The 20,398-nt window shown below is 67.4% G+C and carries 19 protein-coding genes; 13 read left to right on the forward strand and 6 right to left on the reverse strand.

Features of this window, described 5'->3' with window-relative positions:
• Positions 1-41 precede the first annotated feature (41 nt).
• Complete coding sequence (miaB, locus tag IHD13_RS09320; RefSeq protein ID WP_195860771.1) at positions 42-1,385, reverse strand: tRNA (N6-isopentenyl adenosine(37)-C2)-methylthiotransferase MiaB; 1,344 nt, start codon at positions 1,383-1,385, stop codon at positions 42-44.
• Between the two features lie 270 nt (positions 1,386-1,655).
• Here miaB and IHD13_RS09325 point away from each other — a divergent pair, with 270 nt between their 5' ends.
• The 4 genes from IHD13_RS09325 to IHD13_RS09340 all read left to right on the forward strand — a co-directional run bounded on the left by IHD13_RS09325 (position 1,656) and on the right by IHD13_RS09340 (position 4,027).
• Positions 1,656-1,985: a DUF1820 family protein gene (locus tag IHD13_RS09325; protein ID WP_195860772.1), complete on the forward strand. Its 330-nt coding sequence runs from the start codon at positions 1,656-1,658 to the stop codon at positions 1,983-1,985.
• A gap of 215 nt (positions 1,986-2,200) precedes the next feature.
• A complete protein-coding gene (locus IHD13_RS09330; protein ID WP_195860773.1) occupies positions 2,201-2,824 on the forward strand; it encodes a TIGR04211 family SH3 domain-containing protein in 624 nt (207 codons plus the stop codon).
• Between the two features lie 288 nt (positions 2,825-3,112).
• Entirely contained in the window at positions 3,113-3,751 is a 639-nt protein-coding gene (locus tag IHD13_RS09335; protein WP_195860774.1) for a thiopurine S-methyltransferase, read from the forward strand.
• Positions 3,752-3,856: 105 nt separating this feature from the next.
• Entirely contained in the window at positions 3,857-4,027 is a 171-nt protein-coding gene (locus tag IHD13_RS09340) for a DUF6435 family protein (RefSeq protein WP_195860775.1), read from the forward strand.
• 80 nt (positions 4,028-4,107) lie between these two features.
• Here the strand turns inward: IHD13_RS09340 and IHD13_RS09345 are convergent, their stop codons facing one another.
• From IHD13_RS09345 to cysP, 5 genes are all read right to left on the reverse strand, one after another.
• Positions 4,108-4,686: a YajG family lipoprotein gene (locus tag IHD13_RS09345; RefSeq protein ID WP_195860776.1), complete on the reverse strand. Its 579-nt coding sequence runs from the start codon at positions 4,684-4,686 to the stop codon at positions 4,108-4,110.
• A 385-nt stretch (positions 4,687-5,071) separates the two neighbouring features.
• Complete coding sequence (locus IHD13_RS09350) at positions 5,072-6,169, reverse strand: sulfate/molybdate ABC transporter ATP-binding protein (RefSeq protein WP_195860777.1); 1,098 nt, start codon at positions 6,167-6,169, stop codon at positions 5,072-5,074.
• A gap of 2 nt (positions 6,170-6,171) precedes the next feature.
• Complete coding sequence (gene cysW / locus IHD13_RS09355; protein ID WP_195860778.1) at positions 6,172-6,993, reverse strand: sulfate ABC transporter permease subunit CysW; 822 nt, start codon at positions 6,991-6,993, stop codon at positions 6,172-6,174.
• Positions 6,993-7,847 carry a sulfate ABC transporter permease subunit CysT gene (cysT, locus tag IHD13_RS09360; protein WP_195860779.1) on the reverse strand — a complete coding sequence of 285 codons (855 nt, stop codon included), beginning with the start codon at positions 7,845-7,847 and terminating at the stop codon, positions 6,993-6,995. The genes cysW and cysT overlap by 1 nt, the downstream gene beginning before the upstream one ends.
• A 6-nt stretch (positions 7,848-7,853) precedes the next feature.
• Positions 7,854-8,870: a thiosulfate ABC transporter substrate-binding protein CysP gene (gene cysP / locus IHD13_RS09365; RefSeq protein ID WP_195860780.1), complete on the reverse strand. Its 1,017-nt coding sequence runs from the start codon at positions 8,868-8,870 to the stop codon at positions 7,854-7,856.
• 237 nt (positions 8,871-9,107) lie between these two features.
• On the opposite strand from cysP, the gene IHD13_RS09370 reads away from it, so the two are divergent.
• The 9 genes from IHD13_RS09370 to IHD13_RS09410 all read left to right on the forward strand — a co-directional run bounded on the left by IHD13_RS09370 (position 9,108) and on the right by IHD13_RS09410 (position 20,383).
• Positions 9,108-10,412, forward strand: coding sequence for a flavin-containing monooxygenase (locus tag IHD13_RS09370; protein ID WP_195860781.1), 1,305 nt, complete (start codon positions 9,108-9,110; stop codon positions 10,410-10,412).
• Positions 10,413-10,473: 61 nt separating this feature from the next.
• Positions 10,474-10,902, forward strand: a complete 429-nt coding sequence (locus IHD13_RS09375; RefSeq protein ID WP_195860782.1) for a RidA family protein — start codon at positions 10,474-10,476, stop codon at positions 10,900-10,902.
• On the forward strand, positions 10,899-11,573 hold the full coding sequence (locus tag IHD13_RS09380) for a DUF1028 domain-containing protein (RefSeq protein ID WP_195860783.1): 675 nt from the start codon (positions 10,899-10,901) through the stop codon (positions 11,571-11,573). Before IHD13_RS09375 ends, IHD13_RS09380 begins: the two co-directional genes overlap by 4 nt.
• The gene (gene argE / locus IHD13_RS09385) at positions 11,570-12,784 is read left to right on the forward strand and encodes an acetylornithine deacetylase (protein WP_195860784.1); all 1,215 of its coding nucleotides are present in this window, start codon (positions 11,570-11,572) and stop codon (positions 12,782-12,784) included. Before IHD13_RS09380 ends, argE begins: the two co-directional genes overlap by 4 nt.
• A gap of 251 nt (positions 12,785-13,035) precedes the next feature.
• Complete coding sequence (locus tag IHD13_RS09390; RefSeq protein WP_195860785.1) at positions 13,036-14,010, forward strand: LysR family transcriptional regulator; 975 nt, start codon at positions 13,036-13,038, stop codon at positions 14,008-14,010.
• A gap of 202 nt (positions 14,011-14,212) precedes the next feature.
• Complete coding sequence (locus IHD13_RS09395; RefSeq protein ID WP_230086229.1) at positions 14,213-15,511, forward strand: serine hydrolase domain-containing protein; 1,299 nt, start codon at positions 14,213-14,215, stop codon at positions 15,509-15,511.
• 367 nt (positions 15,512-15,878) lie between these two features.
• Positions 15,879-17,366, forward strand: coding sequence for an aldehyde dehydrogenase (locus IHD13_RS09400; RefSeq protein ID WP_195860787.1), 1,488 nt, complete (start codon positions 15,879-15,881; stop codon positions 17,364-17,366).
• 86 nt (positions 17,367-17,452) lie between these two features.
• Positions 17,453-18,886 carry an APC family permease gene (locus IHD13_RS09405; RefSeq protein ID WP_195860788.1) on the forward strand — a complete coding sequence of 478 codons (1,434 nt, stop codon included), beginning with the start codon at positions 17,453-17,455 and terminating at the stop codon, positions 18,884-18,886.
• Positions 18,887-18,961: 75 nt separating this feature from the next.
• Positions 18,962-20,383 carry an aminotransferase gene (locus IHD13_RS09410; RefSeq protein WP_195860789.1) on the forward strand — a complete coding sequence of 474 codons (1,422 nt, stop codon included), beginning with the start codon at positions 18,962-18,964 and terminating at the stop codon, positions 20,381-20,383.
• Positions 20,384-20,398: the final 15 nt, after the last annotated feature.

A 20,398-nucleotide genomic window follows, 5' to 3' on the forward strand; every position in this document is an offset into this window, starting at 1 on the left:
GTCGGGCTCCGCAGTGGGGCCGCAAGACGCCGCCGGGGCGGTCAGTAGCGCGCCGGGGAGGCCAGCTCGCCACGCAGGGAGTTGGGCAGTGCCTCGGTGATCTCCACGTCGACGAAGTAGCCGATCAGTTCCATGGGGTTGGCGGCGCGGAAGTTGACCACCCGGTTGTTCTCGGTGCGCCCGGAGAGCTGGCCCGGGTCCTTGGGCGAGAAACCGGTGACCAGGATGCGCTGGGTGCTGCCCACCATGCGCCGGCTGATCTGCATCGCCTGCTGGTTGATGCGCTCCTGGAGGATCGCCAGGCGCTGCTTCTTGACGCTCTCCGGCGTGTCGTCGTCGAGGCTGGCCGCCGGGGTGCCGGGGCGCGCCGAGTAGACGAAGCTGAAGGAGTGATCGAAGCCGATGCGATGGATCAGGTCCATGGTGGCCTCGAAGTCGTCGTCGCTCTCGCCGGGGAAGCCGATGATGAAGTCCGAGGAGAAGCTGATGTCCGGGCGCAGGTCGCGGATCCGCTCCATCTTCTCCACGTACTCCTCCACGCCGTGGCCGCGCTTCATGGCCGCCAGGATGCGGTCGGAGCCGGACTGCACCGGCAGGTGCAGGTGGCTGACCAGCTCGGGGATCTCGCCGTAGGCCTCGATCAGGCTGTCGGAGAATTCCACCGGGTGGGAGGTGGTGAAGCGGATGCGGTCGATGCCTTCCACCGCCGCCACGCAGGCGATCAGCTCGGCCAGGTCGATCTCGTCGCCGAGCTGGTTCTCGCCCCGGTAGGCGTTGACGTTCTGGCCCAGCAGGTTGATCTCGCGCACGCCCTGGTCGGCCAGGTGGATCACCTCGTCCATCACCGCCTCGAAGGGGCGCGAGACCTCCTCGCCACGGGTGTAGGGCACCACGCAGAAGGTGCAGTACTTGGAGCAGCCTTCCATCACCGAGACGAAGGCGGTGGCGCCGTCGGAGCTGGGCTTGGGCAGGTGATCGAATTTCTCGATCTCCGGGAAGGTGACGTCCACCACCGAGATCTGGTTCTGTCGGCGGGAGTCGAGCATCGCCGGGACCCGGTGCAGGGTCTGGGGGCCGAAGACCATGTCCACATGGGGGGCCCGCTTGCGCAGCGCCTCGCCCTCCTGGCTGGCCACACAGCCACCGACGCCGATCACCAGCTCCGGGTTGCTCTCCTTGAGCTTCTTCCAGCGCCCCAGTTGATGGAAGACCTTCTCCTGGGCCTTTTCGCGGATCGAGCAGGTGTTGAGCAGGATCACGTCTGCCTGGGTCTCGTCGTCGGTCAGTTCCAGGTCGTGCGACTCGCCGAGCAGATCCGCCATGCGCGCGGAGTCATACTCGTTCATCTGGCAGCCGTGGGTCTTGATGAAGAGTTTCTTCGCCATAAGAATCAGGGTCGCGGCACGTGGCCCGACGTTTCCGTCACCGGTTTGGGGTCTATAACAGGAGGGGCCTTGCGGCCTAGCGTGATTGTCTGGGCGCCGATTATACGCACCCGTTCGGGCAGGAGCCAGCGCCCCTCGGCATGGCGACGAGGTCAGCCCCGTTCGTGCCGGGTTCGATGCGGGCGTGGCTATGATATTCTTGCCGGTCACGGTCCGGCGGGCGTGTCTGTCCACCGGCGAGGCGGTCAACTGAGGTCGAACAGAGTCACTATGGCGTCAAAGCCGATCTATCGCGTGGTATTCCATAATCAGGGTGAGGTCTGGGAGCTCTACGCACGGGAGATCTTCCAGAGCGAGCTGTGGGGCTTTATCGAGGTGGAGGAGCTGGTCTTCGAGGATGCCTCCAAGCTGGTGGTGGATCCCTCCAGCGACAAGCTGCGGCGCACCTTCGAGGGAGTCAATCGTAGCTATATCCCCTTGAATTCCATCGTACGTATCGATGAAGTGGAGCGCGGGGGCGTGGCCAAGGCGGTCAAGGCCGAAGGCAAGGTGGCGGAGTTTCCGCGCCCCATGAGCTGGCCACCCCGCGGTGAGGAGTAAGGCCCCGCCTTCGGTCAAAAAGTGATCGATTTGTAGGGATCGCAGCGCCGATGCCGGATACGAACTCTTCGCGAAGGGTTTTCCCAAGACTTATCCACAGAAGCTGTGGATGGCAATCCGAGTGGGACAGGCTCGGCGAGGGAGTCGCCGAGCCTGTCGAAGATCGCCTGGGGCGGGGCCGCTGTGCTACCCGAGCCCATCACGACGGCAGAGCTATGAAACAATTCAACCCCTTGATCATGGGCCTGGTGCTGGGAGGCCTGAGCCTCTCCAGTCAGGTGCAGGCCGTAGAAGATCCGACCCACTGGGTCACCGATGAACTCAGCACCTTCGTGCGCAGCGGGCCCACCGATGGCTACCGCATCGTCGGCACCCTCACCGCCGGTGAACCGGTGCGTGCCCTGGAGAGCAGCGGCAATTACACCCGGGTGATCAACGCCAATGGCAATGCGGTCTGGGTGTTGACCAGCGAGCTGCAGGAGTCGCCCAGCGACCGGGTTCGCCTGCCGGCGCTGGAGAGCCGCGTGGACGAGCTGACCGCGGAGCTCGATGGCATCAACGAGCAGTGGGAGCGGCGAGTCTCCGGGATGACCGAGACCCTGGAGGTGCGCGAGGCGCGGATCGCCGAGCTGGAAGGGCGCAACCACCAGTTGGATGGCCAGGTGACCGAGGCCCAGCGCCGGGTGCGCGAACTGCAGGCGCGCCTGGATACCCAGGAGGAGGATCTGCTGCTGCGCTATTTCCTTTACGGGGGTGGGGTGGCCGGTGCCGGCCTGCTGGTGGGGCTGATCGTTCCCCATCTGCCGCGGCGTCGCAAGAAGCGCGATCGCTGGTTCTAAGTGTCAGGTACTGGGCTACTAGAGAACCGGGGCTACCCTGGGACAGGCCCGGAAGGCCGGACCCACGCGAAGACGCTGTGAACCCCTCCCTGGGCGCTCGACTTTTTCCTGCGAAGCTACGCAATCCTGCTTCGCTTGCAGGGCCGGGGTAGGCCATCCATGGCCTACCCGTTCGGAGGAATCCTCCTCACCCCTGGAAAAAGACGCTTCGCTAAGGCCTGCTCCCAGCGCCCCTCCGTGACTCTGGTTTCGCTAGTTTGACCAGAGATTCAAAGAGGTTGAGGACCAATGGATAGCGTTCAGGAAAACGAATGGTTGGCGCGCTGGCGGGAAGGTCGGATCGGCTTTCACCGCGAGGCGGCGCATCCGGCGCTGGTGCGTTACTGGCCGAGGCTCGGCGTACCCGCGGCCACCAAGGTGCTGGTGCCGCTGTGTGGCAAGAGCCTGGACATGCGCTGGCTGGCCGAGCAGGGGCATCCGGTGCTGGGCATCGAGCTGGCCAGCGAGGCAATCGGCCAGTTCGTGGCCGAGGGCGAGGGGCCGGCGTCCCGCTATCGCCAGGGTGATTTCGAGGTCACTCGCCAGGGCAGCGTGGAGCTCTGGTGTGGCGACTTCTTCCACTTTCATCTGCCCCAGGCCGCGGAGGTGGGCGCCTTCTATGATCGCGCCGCCCTGATCGCCCTGCCGGAGGCGACCCGCCAGCGCTATGCCTTCCATCTTGCCCAACTGATGTCGCCGGGTAGCCGGGGACTGCTGGTCAGCCTGACTCGCCCGGACCGGGCTGGGCCGCCCTTCAGCGTCGAGGCCGAGGAGGTGGAGCGCCTGTTCGGCGCCAACTTCGAGCTGCGGCACCTGGACGATGCCGAGCCGGAGGCCAATGGCTTCCGCGAGAGCGTCTGGTCGCTGAAGCGCAGAGGGCCTTATTGACCGCCCTGGTGAGACAAGCCTTGTACAAATATCCCCGAGTCGACTTTTCTTGTACAGGATTTTGCCTTATCTTGTACAAGAATCGATGACTCGGGAGATACCACCATGTTCGGACTCTTCAAGCGAGACCCCAGTAAGCGCTTGCTCCGGGCCTATGAGCGCAAGCTGACCGAGGCCATGGAGGCTTCCCGAAATGGCGATATGCGCGCCAATGCGCGCCTGACCGAGGAGGCCGAGGCCCTGCGTCAGGAGCTCCAGGCCCTTCGCCAGGCTTGAGCCTTGCTCAATGCACCAACGCCAAGGGGCGCCTTCATAGGCGCCCCTTGGCGTTTTTATGGTGGTGTTAGCGCAGGTGATCAGCGGGCCAGCAGGGCACCCAGCTCCGGGTCCCGGAAGCTGCGGTTGAGGCCGTCGCTGAGCAGTTCGTTGACCATCTGGGTATTGGCCTCGCGGCTGGGGCGCAGGGCATAGCTCTGGGTACGTCGCGAGGTATAGGTGCCGGTATAGGTGGTGCCGGCGTTGACCGCCTCGGCCTGGAAGACCGCCTCCAGTACCGCCTCGCCGAGGACCGGCACGCCGTCGCCACGGGCATAGTCCAGGCGCATCAGGGTGAGGGTCAGCCGCGGGGTGCCATCGACCTGGCGCGTGGGGCTGAAGCCCATCTGGCGCACCGCCTCCTCGGCCTGGGCCTGGAGCTTGGGCACCAGCTCGTGGGCATGCACGGTAATGGTGGCGGCGGACATCTCGGCGCCGCTGCGGGTACCCAGCACCTCGCTGTCGCGGCCGTCCACCACATGCACCGCCACCGCCTGGCCCTGGCCGCTGCGCGGCAGCTCGGCGCTGACCCGGGGGTCCACCTGCAGGTAGTGGGGGCTGGTGCAGCCCGCCAGCAACAAGGCGAAGAGCCCGAGGGCCAGGGCCTGGAGTCGGAGCATGGGGCTGGGCTTAGGACTGGACTTCGGGCTGGGCTTAGGGCTGGGCATAGGACGGGTCTCCAATAACAACGCCTCGGCGGGATGCCGAGGCGAGTATAGGGGGCGGGTGCCGCGCCTGGAAAGCGATGGATGCCCCGAATAAGACTTCGTAGCTGGCATGGCTAAGGGGCGCTGGGGGCAGGGCGGAGCGGGGGTTTTTTGCCATGGGTGAGGAGCACTGCTCCGAACGGGCTTGCCATGGATGGCCAGCCCCGGCCCTGTGAGCGGAGCAGGATGCGAGAGCGAAGCAGGGCAAAAGTAGCGCCCAGGGAGGGGTTTACCGCGCCCCGCGAAGGCCTGCCCCCAGGTTAGCCCCGGGCCTCTTCAACTGCCGGCTGTTATCGACTCAGGCCAGGCTGGGCTTGGCCGCCGGCCGGTCCTCGGCGCCGAAGCGGTGCCAGCGCTGGGGCCGGGCATGGAGGCGCTGGCCGCGCCTGACGTCGAGGCGCTCGAAATCGCCATGGCCGATGGTGGCGAGCCAGGGCTCGGCGAGCCAGTCGGCGGCCAGCTCGACGCGCACCTCGGCGCCCACCGGCACCACGGCGGTGACCGTCACCGGCAGGTGGGCGGTGGCACTGGGGGCGGCGTCCAGGCTCAGCTCATGGGGACGCAGCAGCAGCTCCTGGGGCCCCTCGGGCAGGTCGACCGCCAGGCGGGCCTCGCCGCAGGTCAGCACGCCGTCGCGCACCTCGCCCTCCAGGCGATTGACGTCGCCCAGGAACTCGAAGACGAAGCGGTTGGCCGGGGCCCGATAGAGGTCCGCGGGGGCATCGATCTGCTCGATGCGGCCATCGCTCATCACCACCACCCGGTCGGAGAGCTCCAGGGCCTCCTCCTGGTCGTGGGTGACGAAGACGCTGGTGAAGTTCAGCTCGTCATGCAGGTGGCGCAGCCAGCGGCGCAGGTCCTGGCGTACCTTGGCGTCCAGGGCACCGAAGGGTTCGTCGAGCAGCAGTACCTCGGGGCGCAGGGCCAGGGCCCGGGCCAGGGAGACCCGCTGCTGCTGGCCGCCGGAGAGCTCCGCCGGGTAGCGCTTGGCGAAGCGTTCCAACTGCACCATCTCCAGCAATTGGTGCACCCGGGTGCGGATCTCGCCGCTCGAGGGGCGGCTCTTGCGCGGCTGCACGGTGAGGCCGAAGGCCACGTTGTCGAACACCGTCATGTGCTTGAACAGCGCGTAGTGCTGGAAGACGAAGCCGATGCGCCGGTCCCGCACATGCACGTCGGTGACGTCGCGGCTGCCGAAGTGGATGGTGCCGGCCGGGTTGCGGTCGGCCTGCTCGAGGCCGGCGATGATCCGCAGCAAGGTGGTCTTGCCGGAGCCGGAGGGACCCAGCAGGCCCACCAGTTCGCCGCTGGCGATCTCCAGGTCGATGGGCTCCAGGGCCCGGGGCGTGCCCGGACGGCCGTAGGTCTTGGCGATTTGGCTCAGGCGAATGCCCATGATCAAGCCTCCCGGCGCGCGGCGCGCCATTCCAGGCCGGCCTTGGCGGCCAGCGTGAACAGGGCGATCAGGGCCAGTAACGCAGCACTGGCGAAGGCGCCCACGGTGTTGTAGTCCTGGTAGAGCTGCTCCAGGTGCAGCGGCAGGGTATTGGTCTGGCCGCGGATGGCCCCGGAGACCACCGAGACGGCGCCGAACTCGCCCACCGCCCGGGCATTGGTGAGGATCACCCCGTAGAGCAGCGCCCAGCGGATATTGGGCAGGGTCACCCGGCGGAAGATGGTGGCGCCGGAGGCGCCCAGGGTCACCGCCGCTTCCTCTTCCCGGGAACCCTGGGCCTGCATCAGCGGGATCAGCTCCCGGGCCACGAAGGGGCAGGTGACGAAGATGGTCACCATCAGGATCCCCGGCCAGGCGAACATCAGCTGGATGTCGTGGCCATCCAGCCAGCCACCGACCCAGCCGTTGCGGCCGTAGAGCAGCAGGTAGATCAGCCCCGCCACGACCGGCGACACGGCGAAGGGGATATCGATCAGGGTCTGCAGCAGGCGCCGCCCCGGGAAGCTGAAGCGGGTCACCAGCCAGGCCAGGGCCACGCCGAACACCAGGCAGACGGGAATCGTCAGCACGGTGATAAAGAGCGTCAGGCCGATGGCGCGTAGCGTGTAGTGGTCGCTGACATTGGCCCAGAAGACGCCCATGCCCTGGGTGAAGGCCTGGGCGAAGATGGCCACCAGGGGCAGCAGCAGGAAGAGCGCCGAGAGAACCAGGGCGGCGCCAATCAGTCCCCGGCGCACCGCCGGGGCATCACCGATCCGTTGCATCAGCCACGCCCCCCATGCAGGCGCTTGATAAAGCGCCCCTGCCAGACATTGATCGCCAGGAGCAGGGCCAGCGACACCATCAGCACCACCGAGGCGATGGCCGAGGCGCCCACGTAGTCGTACTCCTGGAGCTTGACGAAGATCATCAGGGCGGTGATCTCGGTTTCAAAAGGCATGTTGCCGGCGATAAAGATGATGGCGCCGAACTCGCCCAGCGAGCGGACGAAGGCCAGGCCCGTGCCGGTCACCAGCGCCGGCCACAGGTGCGGCAGGATCACCCGGCGGAAGGCGGTGGCGTCACTGGCGCCCAGGGTCAGGGCCGCCTCGTCCACCTCCTGGGGCAGGTCCTCCAGCACCGGCTGCACGGTACGCACCACGAAGGGGATGCTGGTAAAGGCCATGGCCAGGGCGATGCCCACCCAGGTGTAGGCCACCTGCAGGCCCAGCGGTTCGAGCAGCCGTCCCATCCAGCCGTTGCTGGCGTAGAGGGTGGCCAGGGTGATGCCGGCCACCGCCGTGGGCAGGGCGAAGGGCAGGTCCATCAGGGCGTCGAGCAGGCGCTTGCCGGGAAACTCGTAGCGCACCAGCACCCAGGCCAGCAGCAGGCCGAAGGCGCCGTTGACCAGCGCCGCCAGGGCGGCGGCGCCGATGGTCACGGTGTAGCTGGCGACGACCCGGCCATCGCTGATGATGGCCCAGTATTCGGCCAGGCTGATGCCGGAGAGCTGCCCTACCAGGCTGGTCATGGGCAGCAACAGCACCAGCGAGACGAACATCAGGCTGATGCCCAGCGACAGGCCGAAGCCGGGCAGGACCCGGCGACGACCCGTGAGGCGGGGAAGGGCGAGGCTCATGGGGACTTAGCGACGCTGCAGTTGGTCGAGCAGGGCGCCGCCGGCGAAGTGCGCTTCCATGGCCTGCTCCCAGCTGCCGAAGACCTCCTCGACGCGCAGCAGCTCGGTCTCGGGGAACTGCTCGGCGAACTCTTCGACCACCGCCTCGTGGTGGACCCGGTAGTTGAAGCCGGCCAGGGTGCGCTGGCCTTCCTCGCTGTAGAGGTAGTCCAGGTAGCCCCGGGCCAGGTCCTCGGTGCCGTTGCGCTGGGCATTGCTCTCCACCACCGCCACCGGGAACTCGGCGAGGATGCTCACCGGCGGCACGATCACCTCGTAGTCGTCGCTGCCGTACTCGCCGCGGATGTTGTTGACCTCGGACTCGAAGCTGATCAGCACATCGCCCAGGCCGCGCTCGATAAAGCTGGTGGTGGCGCCGCGACCGCCGGTGTCGAAGACCGCCACGTTGCGCAGGAAGGTGCGCATGAAGTCGTGGATCTGTTCCTCGTCGCCGTCGAAGGCCTGCTCGGCGAAGCCCCAGGCGGCCAGGTAGGTGTAGCGGCCGTTGCCGGAGGTCTTGGGGTTGGGGAAGACGATGCGCACGTCCTCGCGCACCAGGTCGTCCCAGCTCTCGATGCCCTTGGGGTTGTCCTTGCGCACCAGGAAGGCGGTGGTGGAGTAGTAGGGGGAGGCATTGTTGGGCAGGGCCTGCTGCCACTCCTCGGCCACCAGGCCGGCGTCGGCCAGTACCTGGACGTCGGTGACCTGGTTATAGGTCACCACGTCGGCGCGCAGGCCCTGCATGATGGCCCGGGCCTGGGCGGAGGAGCCGCCATGGGACTGCTGTACGCCGACGCTCTCGCCGTGTTCGGCTTCCCAGTAGGCGATAAAGTCCGGGTTGATGGCGGAGAATAGCTCCCGGGCGATGTCGTAGGAGGAGTTGAGCAGCTCGCGCTCCTGGGCCAGGGCCGGGGTGGCGACGACGACGCTGCTGCCGAGGGCGGCGGCCAGGATGCCGCGGCGAATCCAGGAAGGCTTGAACATGGTCATGGGCTCCGCACGAAATTAAGGATGTTGCGGTGCAGGCTAAACCAGTCAATAAGTAATGACAATCCTGTTTTATATATATTTTGGGAATAATGCCCGATAGCTATTCTCGATCGCCCGCGGCGTTTCTTTAGAATCGGTTTTTTCAATGCAAAAGCCAGAATAACTATATTTTATCTAACCATGGGGCGCGCCTAAGGTGTGGGCATAACGACTTCACCCGGAGGACGCAGCATGACAGTAGAAACGATCGATACCCTGGTGGTGGGCGGCGGTCAGGCCGGCGTGGCCATGAGCGAACACCTGAGCAACCAGGGCGTGCCCCACCTGGTACTGGAACGTCACCGCATCGCCGAGGCCTGGCGCACCCGCCGCTGGGACTCCCTGGTGGCCAATGGCCCGGCCTGGCACGACCGCTTCCCGGGGCTCGAGTTCGACGACCTGGACCCCGACGCCTTCGCCGACAAGGAGCGGGTGGCCGCCTATTTCGAGGCCTATGCCGAGAAGATCCAGGCGCCCATCCGCACCGGGGTCGAGGTCAAGTCGGTGGTGCGCAATACGAGCCGGCCCGGCTTTACCATCGAGACCTCCGAGGGGGTGATCGAGGCCAACCGGGTGGTGGCCGCCACCGGCCCCTTCCAGACGCCGGTGATTCCGCCCATCGCCCCTGACGATGCCTCCCTGACCCAGCTTCATTCCGCCGAGTATCGCAACCCCGGGCAATTGCCGGCAGGGGCGGTGCTGGTGGTGGGTGCCGGCTCCTCCGGCGTGCAGATCGCCGAGGAGCTGCAGCGCTCGGGCCGGCAGGTCTATCTCTCGGTGGGGCCACACGATCGTCCGCCCCGGGCCTACCGAGGCCGTGACTTCTGCTGGTGGCTGGGGGTGCTCGGCGAGTGGGACGCCGAGATGATGAAGCCCGGCACCGAGCACGTCACCATCGCGGTGAGCGGCGCCGATGGCGGCAAGACCATCGACTTCCGCGAGCTGGCCCACCGGGGCATGACCCTGGTCGGACGGACCCGCGCCTTCGCCGACGGCAAGGTCACCTTCGAATCCGACCTGGTCGACAACCTGGCCGCCGGCGACGCCAACTACCTGTCGATGCTCGATGCCGCCGACGACTATGCCCGTCGCAATGGCCTCGACCTGCCGGAGGAGCCCGAGGCGCGGCGCATCCCCGCCGACCCGGCCTGCGTGCGAGAGCCGCTGCTCGAGCTCGATCTGGCCGAGGCCGGCATCACCACCATCGTCTGGGCCACCGGCTTCTCGGTGGACTACCGCTGGCTGAAGGTGGATGCCTTCGACGACAACGGCAAGCCCCAGCACCAGCGCGGCGTCTCCCGCGAGCCCGGCGTCTACTTCGTCGGCCTGCCCTGGTTGTCGCGGCGTGGCTCCAGCTTTATCTGGGGGGTGTGGCACGACGCCAAGCATATCGCCGATCACATCGCCACCCAGCGCAAGTACCTGGCCTACCACGCCGAGGCCCAGTGTCGAGGCGCCGATGACGCCACGCCGCGCCGGGCGGCCACCGTCGAATAAGCCAGCGGGGAGGCGCACCGCCTCCCGCCTTTATTGCCTCAGCAGCAACAAGGAGCCGTCGATGCCGACGCATACCCGAATTCGCATGTTCAATACCAAGGCCACCTACCCCAACCAGAGCCTGGACAACGACCTCTGCCAGGCGGTGCGGGCCGGCAATACCGTCTATGTGCGCGGCCAGGTGGGGACCGACTTCGAGGGACGCCTGGTCGGCCTGGGGGACCCTGCCGCCCAGGCCAACCAGGCGATGAAGAACGTCAAGCAGTTGCTCGAGGAGGCCGGCAGCGACCTCAGCCATATCGTCAAGACCACCACCTATATCACCGACCCGCGTTTCCGCGAGCCGGTCTACCGGGAGGTGGGGCAGTGGCTCAAGGGGGTCTACCCCATCTCCACCGGCCTGGTGGTGGCGGGCCTGGCCCAGCCGGAGTGGCTGATGGAGATCGATGTGATCGCCGTGATCCCCGACGACGAGGAGGGCGCCCAATGACCTTTTCCATCGCCGGCTTCTGCCGCGAGACTGGCCAGTTCGGCACCGCCATCAGTTCCTCGAGCATCTGCGTGGCCAGCCGCTGTCCCTTTGTCGCCCCCGGACGCGGGGTCGTATTGACCCAGAATGTCACCAACCCGGAGCTGGGCCAGCGCGGCACCGAACTGCTGGCCCAGGGCCTGTCCGCCGAGACCGTGCTGGCACGCCTCGTCGAGGAGGAGCGCTTCCCCGAGTGGCGCCAGCTGCAGGTGCTGGACGCCGAGGGCCGCAGCGCCGTGCACAGCGGCGCCGAGACCCTGGGGATCCATGCCACCCGGCGCGGCCGCGACTGCGTGGCCGGCGGCAACATGCTCGCCGACGGCGCGGTGATCGATGCCCTGGTGGAGACCTTCGAGGGCCACCCGGGGGAGCTCGCCGAGCGGCTGCTGGCGGCGCTGGAGGCGGCCCAGGCCGCCGGTGGCGAGATGGGGCCGGTGCATTCCGCGGGGCTCAAGGTCTATGCGCAGGCCAGCTGGCCGGCGGTGGACCTGCGGGTGGACTGGCATATCGCCCCCATCCAGGAGCTGCGCATGGTCTGGCAGGCCTACCTCCCCGAGCGGGCCGCCTACCTCTGCCGTGCCGTGGATCCCCATCGGGCACCCGGCTATGGGGTGCCGGGAGACGACCGATGAGCGATGCCTCGACGGCCTGTGTCGATCTGCTGGCGCGGCTGATCGCCTTCGATACCACCAGCGATCGCAGCAACCTGGCGCTGATCCACTTCGTGCGCGACACGCTCGCCGAGCATGGCATCGAGGCGACCCTGGTTCCCTCGGCTTGCGGCGAGAAGGCCAACCTCTACGCCACCATCGGACCCAAGGACCGCCCCGGGGTGATGCTCTCCGGGCATACCGATACCGTGCCGGTGACCGGCCAGGCCTGGGGCAGCGACCCCTATCGGCTGACCGTCAAGGGGCCGCGCCTCTACGGCCGCGGCACCGCGGACATGAAGGGCTTCCTGGCGGCGGTGCTGGCGGCCGTGCCGGCCATGGCCCGGGCCGAACTCGTCGCCCCCATCCACCTGGCCTTCTCCCACGACGAGGAGGTGGGCTGCGTGGGAGTGCGCAGCCTGCTCGAGGCGATGCGCCGCTTCCGGGTGCGTCCCGCCGCCTGCGTGGTGGGCGAGCCCACTTCCATGCGCCTGGCCACCGCCCACAAGGGCAAGCTGGCCGGTCGCATCGAGGTGACCGGCCGCGCCTGTCACTCCGGCATGGCCCCGGAGGGCATCAATGCCATCCAGGCGGCGGCGCCGCTGATCCAGTGGTTCGCCGACACCGCGGCCGCCAAGGCCGAGACCGGGCCCTTCGATACCCGCTTCGCCATCCCCTATACCACCTTGCAATTGGGCACCGTCGCCGGCGGCACGGCGCTGAATATCGTCCCGGCCCAGTGTCGCCTCGACTTCGAGGTGCGCAACGTCCCGGACGAGGCGCCGCAGGCACTGCTGGCACCGCTGCTGGCGGAGATCGACCGCCTGGATGCGGAGCTCAAGGCACGCCATCCCGAGGCGGGCGCCACCCTGAGCTGGCTCGGCGACTACCCGGGCCTGGCCATGGCGGAGGAGGGCGAGCTGGTGGAACTGATCCTGTCGCTGCTGGCCGAGCCGGGCCGCGAGCGTATCGGCTTTGGCACCGAGGCGGGGCTCTTCCAGCGCGAGCTGGGGATTCCCACCCTGGTCTGCGGCCCCGGCAGCATGGCCCAGGGCCACCAGCCCGACGAGTACGTGACCCGCGAGCAACTGGGTCGCTGCGAGGCCTTCCTGGCACGGCTGACCGAGGCCCTGGCCGACCCCGAGGCGGTGGCCCGCCTGGATCGCGCCTGCGCCGAGGTGTCGTCCGTTTAGATCGCCTTAAGGTTGAGGCCCGGGGCTACCCTGGGGGCAGGTCATCGCGGGGCGCTGTGAACCCCTCCCTGGGCGCTACCGATGCCATCCCTGGCATAGGACCCCCGCTCTGCCCTGCCCCCAGCGCCCCTTAGCCATTCTAGTTGCGGTGGCCCGCGATCAGAGAGGGCGCTAACGCCCCTGGGCCAGCCTTGGTATGCTCGGGGCAGGCGGCGTCGCCGCCTCGAGTCCCCGAGCCCGGAACCCCGTCGATGCGTCACTTTACCCTCAAGCAGCTGCGCTACTTCGTCGTCGCCGGCGACCTCTCCAGCGTCACCCAGGCGGCCCGGCAGCTGCACGTCTCCCAGCCCTCCATCTCCGCGGCCATCCAGCAGATCGAGGAGACCACCGGCCTGCAGCTCTTCGTGCGCCATCACGCCCAGGGGCTCTCCCTGACCCCCTCCGGCAAGCAACTGCTGGTGCGCGCCAAGCAGCTACTGCGCGACGCCGATGGGCTGGAGCGCTTCGCCGTCTCCCTGGGCGAGGAGATCGGCGGCGAACTGCGCCTGGTGGCCTTTCCCACCTTCGCCCCGGTCTTCTTGCCCCAACTGCTGCGCCGCTACGCCGATCGCTACCCGGCGGTCAGCCTGCAGTGCGACGAGATGAACCAGGCGGATATCGTCGCCGGCCTCGGCAAGGGGGACTACGAGCTGGCCTTTACCTACGACCTCCAGGTCCCGGAAGGCGTCGATTTCACGCCCCTCTACCGCTTTCCCCCCTATGCGGTGGTCAGCGCCGACCACCCCCTGGCCGGCCGCGACAGCGTGCGCCTCGCCGAGCTGGTGGAATACCCCATGGTGATGCTCGACTGGCCGCTGAGCCGGGACTACTTCCTGTCGATCTTCTCCCATCAGGGGCTTTCGCCGACGGTGGCCCACCGCGCCAAGTCGATGGACATGATTCGCGGCCTGGTGGCCAACGGCTTCGGCTTCTCGCTGTTCAATACCCCCCTGACCACCCTGGACGCCTTCGACGGCGGGCGCCTCAAGGCCCTGGTCCTGAGCGACGAGGCGCCGCCACTCTCCATGGGCATCGCCTGCCTGCGCGGGCTGCGCCTGAGCCCCGCCGCCGAGGCGATGCACCGGCTGGCCTGCGACGCCGACTCCCTGTCGCCGACCCTGGAGCAGCTCGCGCCCTATCTCGCCCAGGTCCCCGAGCGGTTGATCGGCTTGGACGAGCGCGACTAAGGCGCTGGCGCTCTCCTGTGGAACTCGCCCAGGTCCCCGGATCGGCTCGGACGGGAGCGACTGAACCGCCGCCCGCGGCAGTAGCAATTTCGCTCTCGCCTCGCCAAGCTGAAAGAGTCGAGGGGCGGTGCACGATCGGCGACCCCGTTCATCACAGAGGAAGTGCTCCATGGCGTCTTCGCGCGATTCGTGGCAACGGTCCATGGCCATTGGTCTTTTGGCCTGCGGGACTTTGCTGGGCGCCAGCGCCCTGGCGGCCGACGATTTCTCCGACGCGGCGGCCTCCGATCCGCGGGCCCTGGGCTGGATGCAGGGTTTTCCCCCGCCGCCGGAGCGGATCATCGGCCAGCCGGATGCCGACTACTTCAGCTTTCCCAAGCTGCGCTGGACGGTCTGCCACTTTCGCGAGCTGCTACCTACCCGGCGCGTCAGCCGCGGCCTGGGGGCGCCGACTCCCCTGCTGACGGACCTCGACCCGGGCATCGATGCCGTGACCTTTACGCCGCTGAACCGCGATGAGCCGATGACCTGGGCGCAGGCGCTGGAGGCCAATTACACCGATGGGCTGGTGATTCTTCATCGTGGTCGGCTGGTCTACGAGCACTACGCCGGCTGCCTGGACGAGACGGGCGTGCATGGGGCCATGTCGGTGACCAAGTCGCTGACCGGGCTGCTGGCGGAGATCCTGGTGGCGGAAGGGGCCCTCGACGAGAATGCCCGGGTGGGCGAGCTGCTGCCGGAGCTTGCCGAGAGCGCCTTCGGCGATGCCACGGTTCGCCAGGTGATGGAGATGACCACGGGGCTCGCCTTCAGCGAGGATTATGCCGATCCCGACGCGGAAATCTGGGCCTACAATGCCGCCGCCAGCCCCTTGCCCAAACCCGCGGACTACCAGGGGCCGCGCACCTATTACGAATTCCTGGCCACGGTGCGGCCCGAGGGAGTCCATGGCGAGGCCTTCGGCTATCGCACCATCAATACCGATGCCCTGGGCTGGATCATTGCTCGCACGACGGGGCAGTCGGTCAGCGACCTGCTCTCCGAACGGATCTGGCAGCGACTCGGCGCCGAGCAGGCCGCCTACTTCACGGTGGACTCCATCGGCACCCCCTTCGCCGGGGGTGGGCTGAGCGCGGGGCTGCGGGACCTGGCCCGCTTCGGTCAACTGGTCCTCGACGAGGGCGAGGTCCAGGGCCAGCGACTCTTTCCTGCCGAGGCGGTACAGCGCATTCGCCAAGGCGGAGACCAGGCTGCCTTCGCCCGGGCCGGTTACGCCCATTTGCCGGGGGGCAGCTATCGCGGCATGTGGTGGGTGCTGCACAACGCTCATGGGGCCTTCGCCGCCCGGGGCGTGCATGGTCAGACGATCTATATCGATCCCACCGCCGAGATGGTGATCGTGCGTTTCGCCTCCCACCCGGTGGCCGCCAACGCCGCCAATGATCCCACTTCACTGCCTGCCTATCAGGCGGTGGCCGAGTACCTGATGGGGCGCGACTAGCCCCTCCGGCTCGCCGACGCCCGGGGCCCGGGCGTCGGCGAGCCGGCCACGGCCGCCCCCTCCGAGGTCAGGACTTATTGGCATGACTGGCGCTGCATAAGCGTTGCCAGTTATTCGCCACCGCGATAGCCCTTATGGCCCTCTTGCCATGGAATGGCCGGCGCCGGCAGCGTTGGTCGCCCTCTGCGTCGGCGACGATCAGGCCCACCCGGCCAGGATCTCGCCCGGCACTGCATCAAAAAAGCTGAGTCAGCGCTTAGCATAATAATATTTTAGTAAAGCAAGGCCCGGGGCTATCGTGAACTCACCACTCGTGATTCGCGCCTCTCGAGGCCCAATGACAAATCCGACAACTGGAGTGATTCCGATGGCGGCACACGATCTTTCCTACTGGCGTGACCTGCGCACTCGGCTGAGCCTGCCCGGTGGCGCCTTTATCGATGGCCAGCGCCGGGAAGCGGCGGATGGCGCCACCCTGACCACCTGGAACCCGGCCACCGGCGAGGCGATCACCGAGGTCGCCGCCTGTGGCGAGGCGGAGGTCGAGGCGGCGGTGGCCGCGGCTCGGGCCAGTTTCGAGGCGGGCACCTGGTCCCAGGCCGCCCCGGCCCATCGCAAGGCGGTGCTGCAGCGTCTGGCGGCCTTGATGATGGAGCACCAGGACGAGCTGGCACTGCTCGAGACCCTGGACACCGGTAAGCCGATCAGCGATGCCCACGGCATCGATATCCCCGGTGCCGCCGGCTGTTTCGCCTGGTATGCCGAGGCCACCGACAAGCTGTATGGCGAGGTAGCGCCCACCGACGGCGACAACCTGGCCACCATCACCCGGGAAGCGCTCGGCGTGGTGGCGGCGGTGATTCCCTGGAACTTCCCGCTGGATATCACCGCCTGGAAGCTGGCCCCGGCGCTGGCCGCCGGCAACAGCGTGATCCTCAAGCCGGCGGAGCAGTCGCCGCTGACCGGGCTGCGCCTGGCGGAACTGGCCAAGGAGGCGGGCCTGCCCGACGGTGTCTTCAACGTGCTGCCCGGCCACGGCCATATCACCGGCCAGGCGCTGGGCCTGCACCCGGACGTGGACTGCCTGACCTTCACCGGCTCCACCGCCACCGGCAAGCGCTTCCTCGACTATGCCGCCCGCTCGAACATGAAGCAGGTGTGGCTGGAGTGCGGGGGCAAGAGCCCCAACCTGGTCTTCGCCGACTGCGACCTGGAGGCGGCCGCCGCCGCCGCGGTGCAGGGCATCTACTTCAACCAGGGCGAGGTGTGCTCCGCCAACTCGCGGATCCTGGTGCAGCGCGAGATCAAGGAGGCCTTCGTGGCCCACTTCGTCGCGGCGGCTGCCAAGCTCAAGGTGGGCGATCCCCTCGACCCGGAGACCAATGTCGGCTCGCTGATCGATAACGACCATGCCCAGCGGGTGCGTGGCTTCATCCGCCTGGGCGTGGAGGAGGGCGCGAACCTCGCCCTGGGCGAGGCGCCAGCGGCGGATGCCGAGGGCGCCTTCGTGTCGCCGACCCTCTTCGAGGGGGTGACGCCGCAGATGACCATCGCCCGGGAAGAGATCTTCGGCCCGGTAGCGGCGCTGATCGAATTCGCCGACGAGGACGAGGCGGTGGCCATCGCCAACGACTCCATCTATGGCCTGGCCGCCTCGGTGTGGACCGAGAACCTCTCCCGGGCCCACCGGGTCTCGCGGCGCCTGCGCGCCGGTACCGTCTCGGTCAACACCGTGGATGCCATCGATTTCAGCACGCCCTTCGGCGGCTACAAGCAGTCCGGCTTCGGTCGCGACCTCTCCCTGCATGCACTGGACAAGTTTACTCAGCTGAAGACGACCTGGATCCGCCTCTAGCGGACCGTCCATGAGGCAAGGGGGCGCCGCGTACCCCGGCGGCGACCCCCAACGATTACAACGACTACAAAATGAGGGTATTCCCGATGCAAGAGACACAGACAACCGTTGCCGCCGCGCCCGGCGCGGCCACCAACAAACCCCGTGCCGCCCTCGGCATGAAGGCGCTGCTCGCCGTGGCGGTGGGCCTGGTGGTCTCCCAGGGCGTGATGGTGATCATGCTCCAGGGCGTGGGCATCGCCGGCGCCGCCTATATCGTGCCCCTGGCCATCGCCTGGGTGCTGGCGCTCTGTTACGCCGCCTCCTTCTCGGAGCTGGCGCTGATGATTCCCCGGGCCGGCAGTTTGAGTGCCTACACCGAGGTGGCCCTCGGCCACTTCCCGGCGATTCTCGCCGTCTTCTCCGGTTATGTGGTGGTGGCGATGTTCGCCCTCTCCGCGGAGCTGCTTCTGGTCAACTACCTGCTCGGGGTGCTCTATCCGAGCCTGGGCGGTACCCAGTGGCTGGCCTTCGGCATCCTGGGGGTGTTCACGGCGCTCAACCTGCTGGGCATCGATATCTTCTCCAAGCTGCAGAACCTGCTGGCCTTCGTGATGGTGGTGGCCCTGACCCTGCTCGGCGTCAGCGCCCTGAGCGGTGGCTTCGCGCCCCACGAGATTCCCGCGGGGCAGATCTTCGGCGACTTCAACCTGGGCGACGGCGCCCTGACCCTGATCGCCCTGGCCATCTGGGGCTATGTGGGGGTGGAGTTCGTCTGCCCGCTGGTGGGCGAGAGCCGCAACCCCGAGCGCAATATTCCCCGCGCCATGTTTATCGGCCTGACCATGATCTTCGGCGTCTTCCTGCTCTACTGCCTGGGCGCGCTCTTCTACATTCCCCGCGAGACCCTGGTCGAGTCCGAGCTGCCCCACCTGGCCTATGCCACCGCGGCCTTCGGCGGCTCCGGCACCTTCCTGCTCGCCGTGGCGGCGGTCACCGCCACCTGCAGCACCCTCAATACCTCCCTGGCCTCGGTGCCGCGGATGCTGCAGGGCATGGCCGAGCAGGGCCAGGTCTTCCCGATCCTCGGTCGCCTGACGCCGAAGAGCCGGGTGCCCTGGGTGGCAGTGCTCTTCATCGCCGGCGTCACCGGCCTGCCGCTGCTGATCTGGGGCAATGATCCGGGCACCGTGGGCCTGCTGCTGGTGGCTGCCGCCATCGCCTGGCTGCTCGCCTACATCATCGCCCACGTCAATGTGATCGCTCTGCGTCGCCGCTACCCCGACGCCCGGCGCCCGTACCGTACCCCCTTCTACCCGCTGCCCCAGGTGATCGGCATCGCCGGCATGGTCTACGCCATCGTCTACGCCTCGCCGGCCCCCGAGCTGACCACCTGGATCTTCACCAGCGCGGGGGTGGTGCTGGGCATCGTCAGCCTGGTGGCCATCGTCTGGATCAAGGGCGTGATGAAGAAGCCACTGTTCCGCCCCGAGCCGCTGGAGGCGCTGGTGCCCGACGCCAATCGCAAGGCCCAGGACTGAACTCGACATTCGGCGCCGGTGCTCCGGCCCGGCGCCACGAACCACTGCACGACCCCGAACGAACAGGAGTGACCCATGAACAGCCTCAACCCCAAATTGACCGCCGTCGAAGCCGCCGAGAAGCAGCAAGTCTGGGAAGCCGATCGCGATCACTTCATGCACCCCTGGACCGACTTCTCCACCTTCAAGGAGACCGGCTCCATGGTCTTCACCGGCGCCGATGGGGTCTCCATCCAGGACGCCGACGGCAAGCGCTACCTGGACGGCATCGGCGGCCTCTGGTGCGTCAATATCGGCTATGGCCGCAAGGAGATCGCCGAGGCGGTGGCGGAGCAGATCTGCGCCATTCCCTACTTCTCCACCTTCGGTCACCACACCACGCCGCCGGCGGCCAAGCTTGCCGCCAAGCTGGCCGAGCTGGCCCCGGGGGACCTCAACCACGTCTTCTATGGCTGCGGCGGCTCGGTGGCCAACGACACCGCGGTACGCCTGATCCACTTCTACTTCAACCAGCTGGGCAAGCCCACCAAGAAGCAGATCATTTCGCGGATCGACGGCTACCACGGCAGCACCTACATGGCCATGTCGATCACCGGGGTCAAGTTCGACCACATCGGCTTCGATATCGACGAGCAACTGGTGCACCACATCTCCTGCCCCAACCCCTATCGCCGTGACCCGGGGCTCAGCGAAGAGGCATTCTGCCGCCAGAAGGTCCAGGAACTGGAGGACAAGATCCTCGAGATCGGCCCGGATAACGTGGCCGCCTTCTTCGCCGAGCCGATCATGGGCGCCGGCGGCGTGATCGTGCCGCCCAAGGGCTACCACAAGGCGACCCTGGAGGTGTGCCGCAAGTACGACGTCCTCTATGTTTCCGACGAGGTGGTCACCGCCTTCGGCCGCCTGGGGCACATGTTCGCCTCCGAGGACGAGTTCGAGATCGTTCCCGATATCATCACCTGCGCCAAGGGCCTCACCTCCGGCTACCTGCCGCTGGGGGCGACGATCTTCTCCGATCGCATCTACGAGGTGATCAGCAAGCCCCAGGCGGAGGGCGCCATCTTCACCCACGGTTTCACCTACTCCGGCCACCCGGTGAGCTGCGCCGCGGCACTGAAGAACATCGAGATCATCGAGCGCGAGGGCATCTGCGACCATGTGAAGGAGGTCGGCGCCTACTTCGAAGCACGTATCCGCGAGCTCGGCGAACTCGACCTGGTGGGCGACGTGCGTGGTCGCAAGTTCATGATCTGCCTGGAGAACGTGGCGAATAAAGAGACCAAGGAGCTGATCGATCCCAAGGCCAAGGTGGGCAACCGCATCGCCGACGCCTGCCAGAAGCGCGGCCTGATCGTGCGCCCCCTGGCGCATATGAACATCCTCTCGCCGACCCTGATCCTGACCCGCGAGGACGTCGACTTCGTCGCCGAGACCCTCAAGGAGAGCATCCTCGAGGTCACCGAAGGCCTGCGCGCCGAGGGCTACCTGGCCCGCTGAGCCCAACGCTTACCA

This window comes from Halomonas sp. 328 (genome assembly GCF_015645095.1).
Lineage (GTDB): Bacteria > Pseudomonadota > Gammaproteobacteria > Pseudomonadales > Halomonadaceae > Bisbaumannia.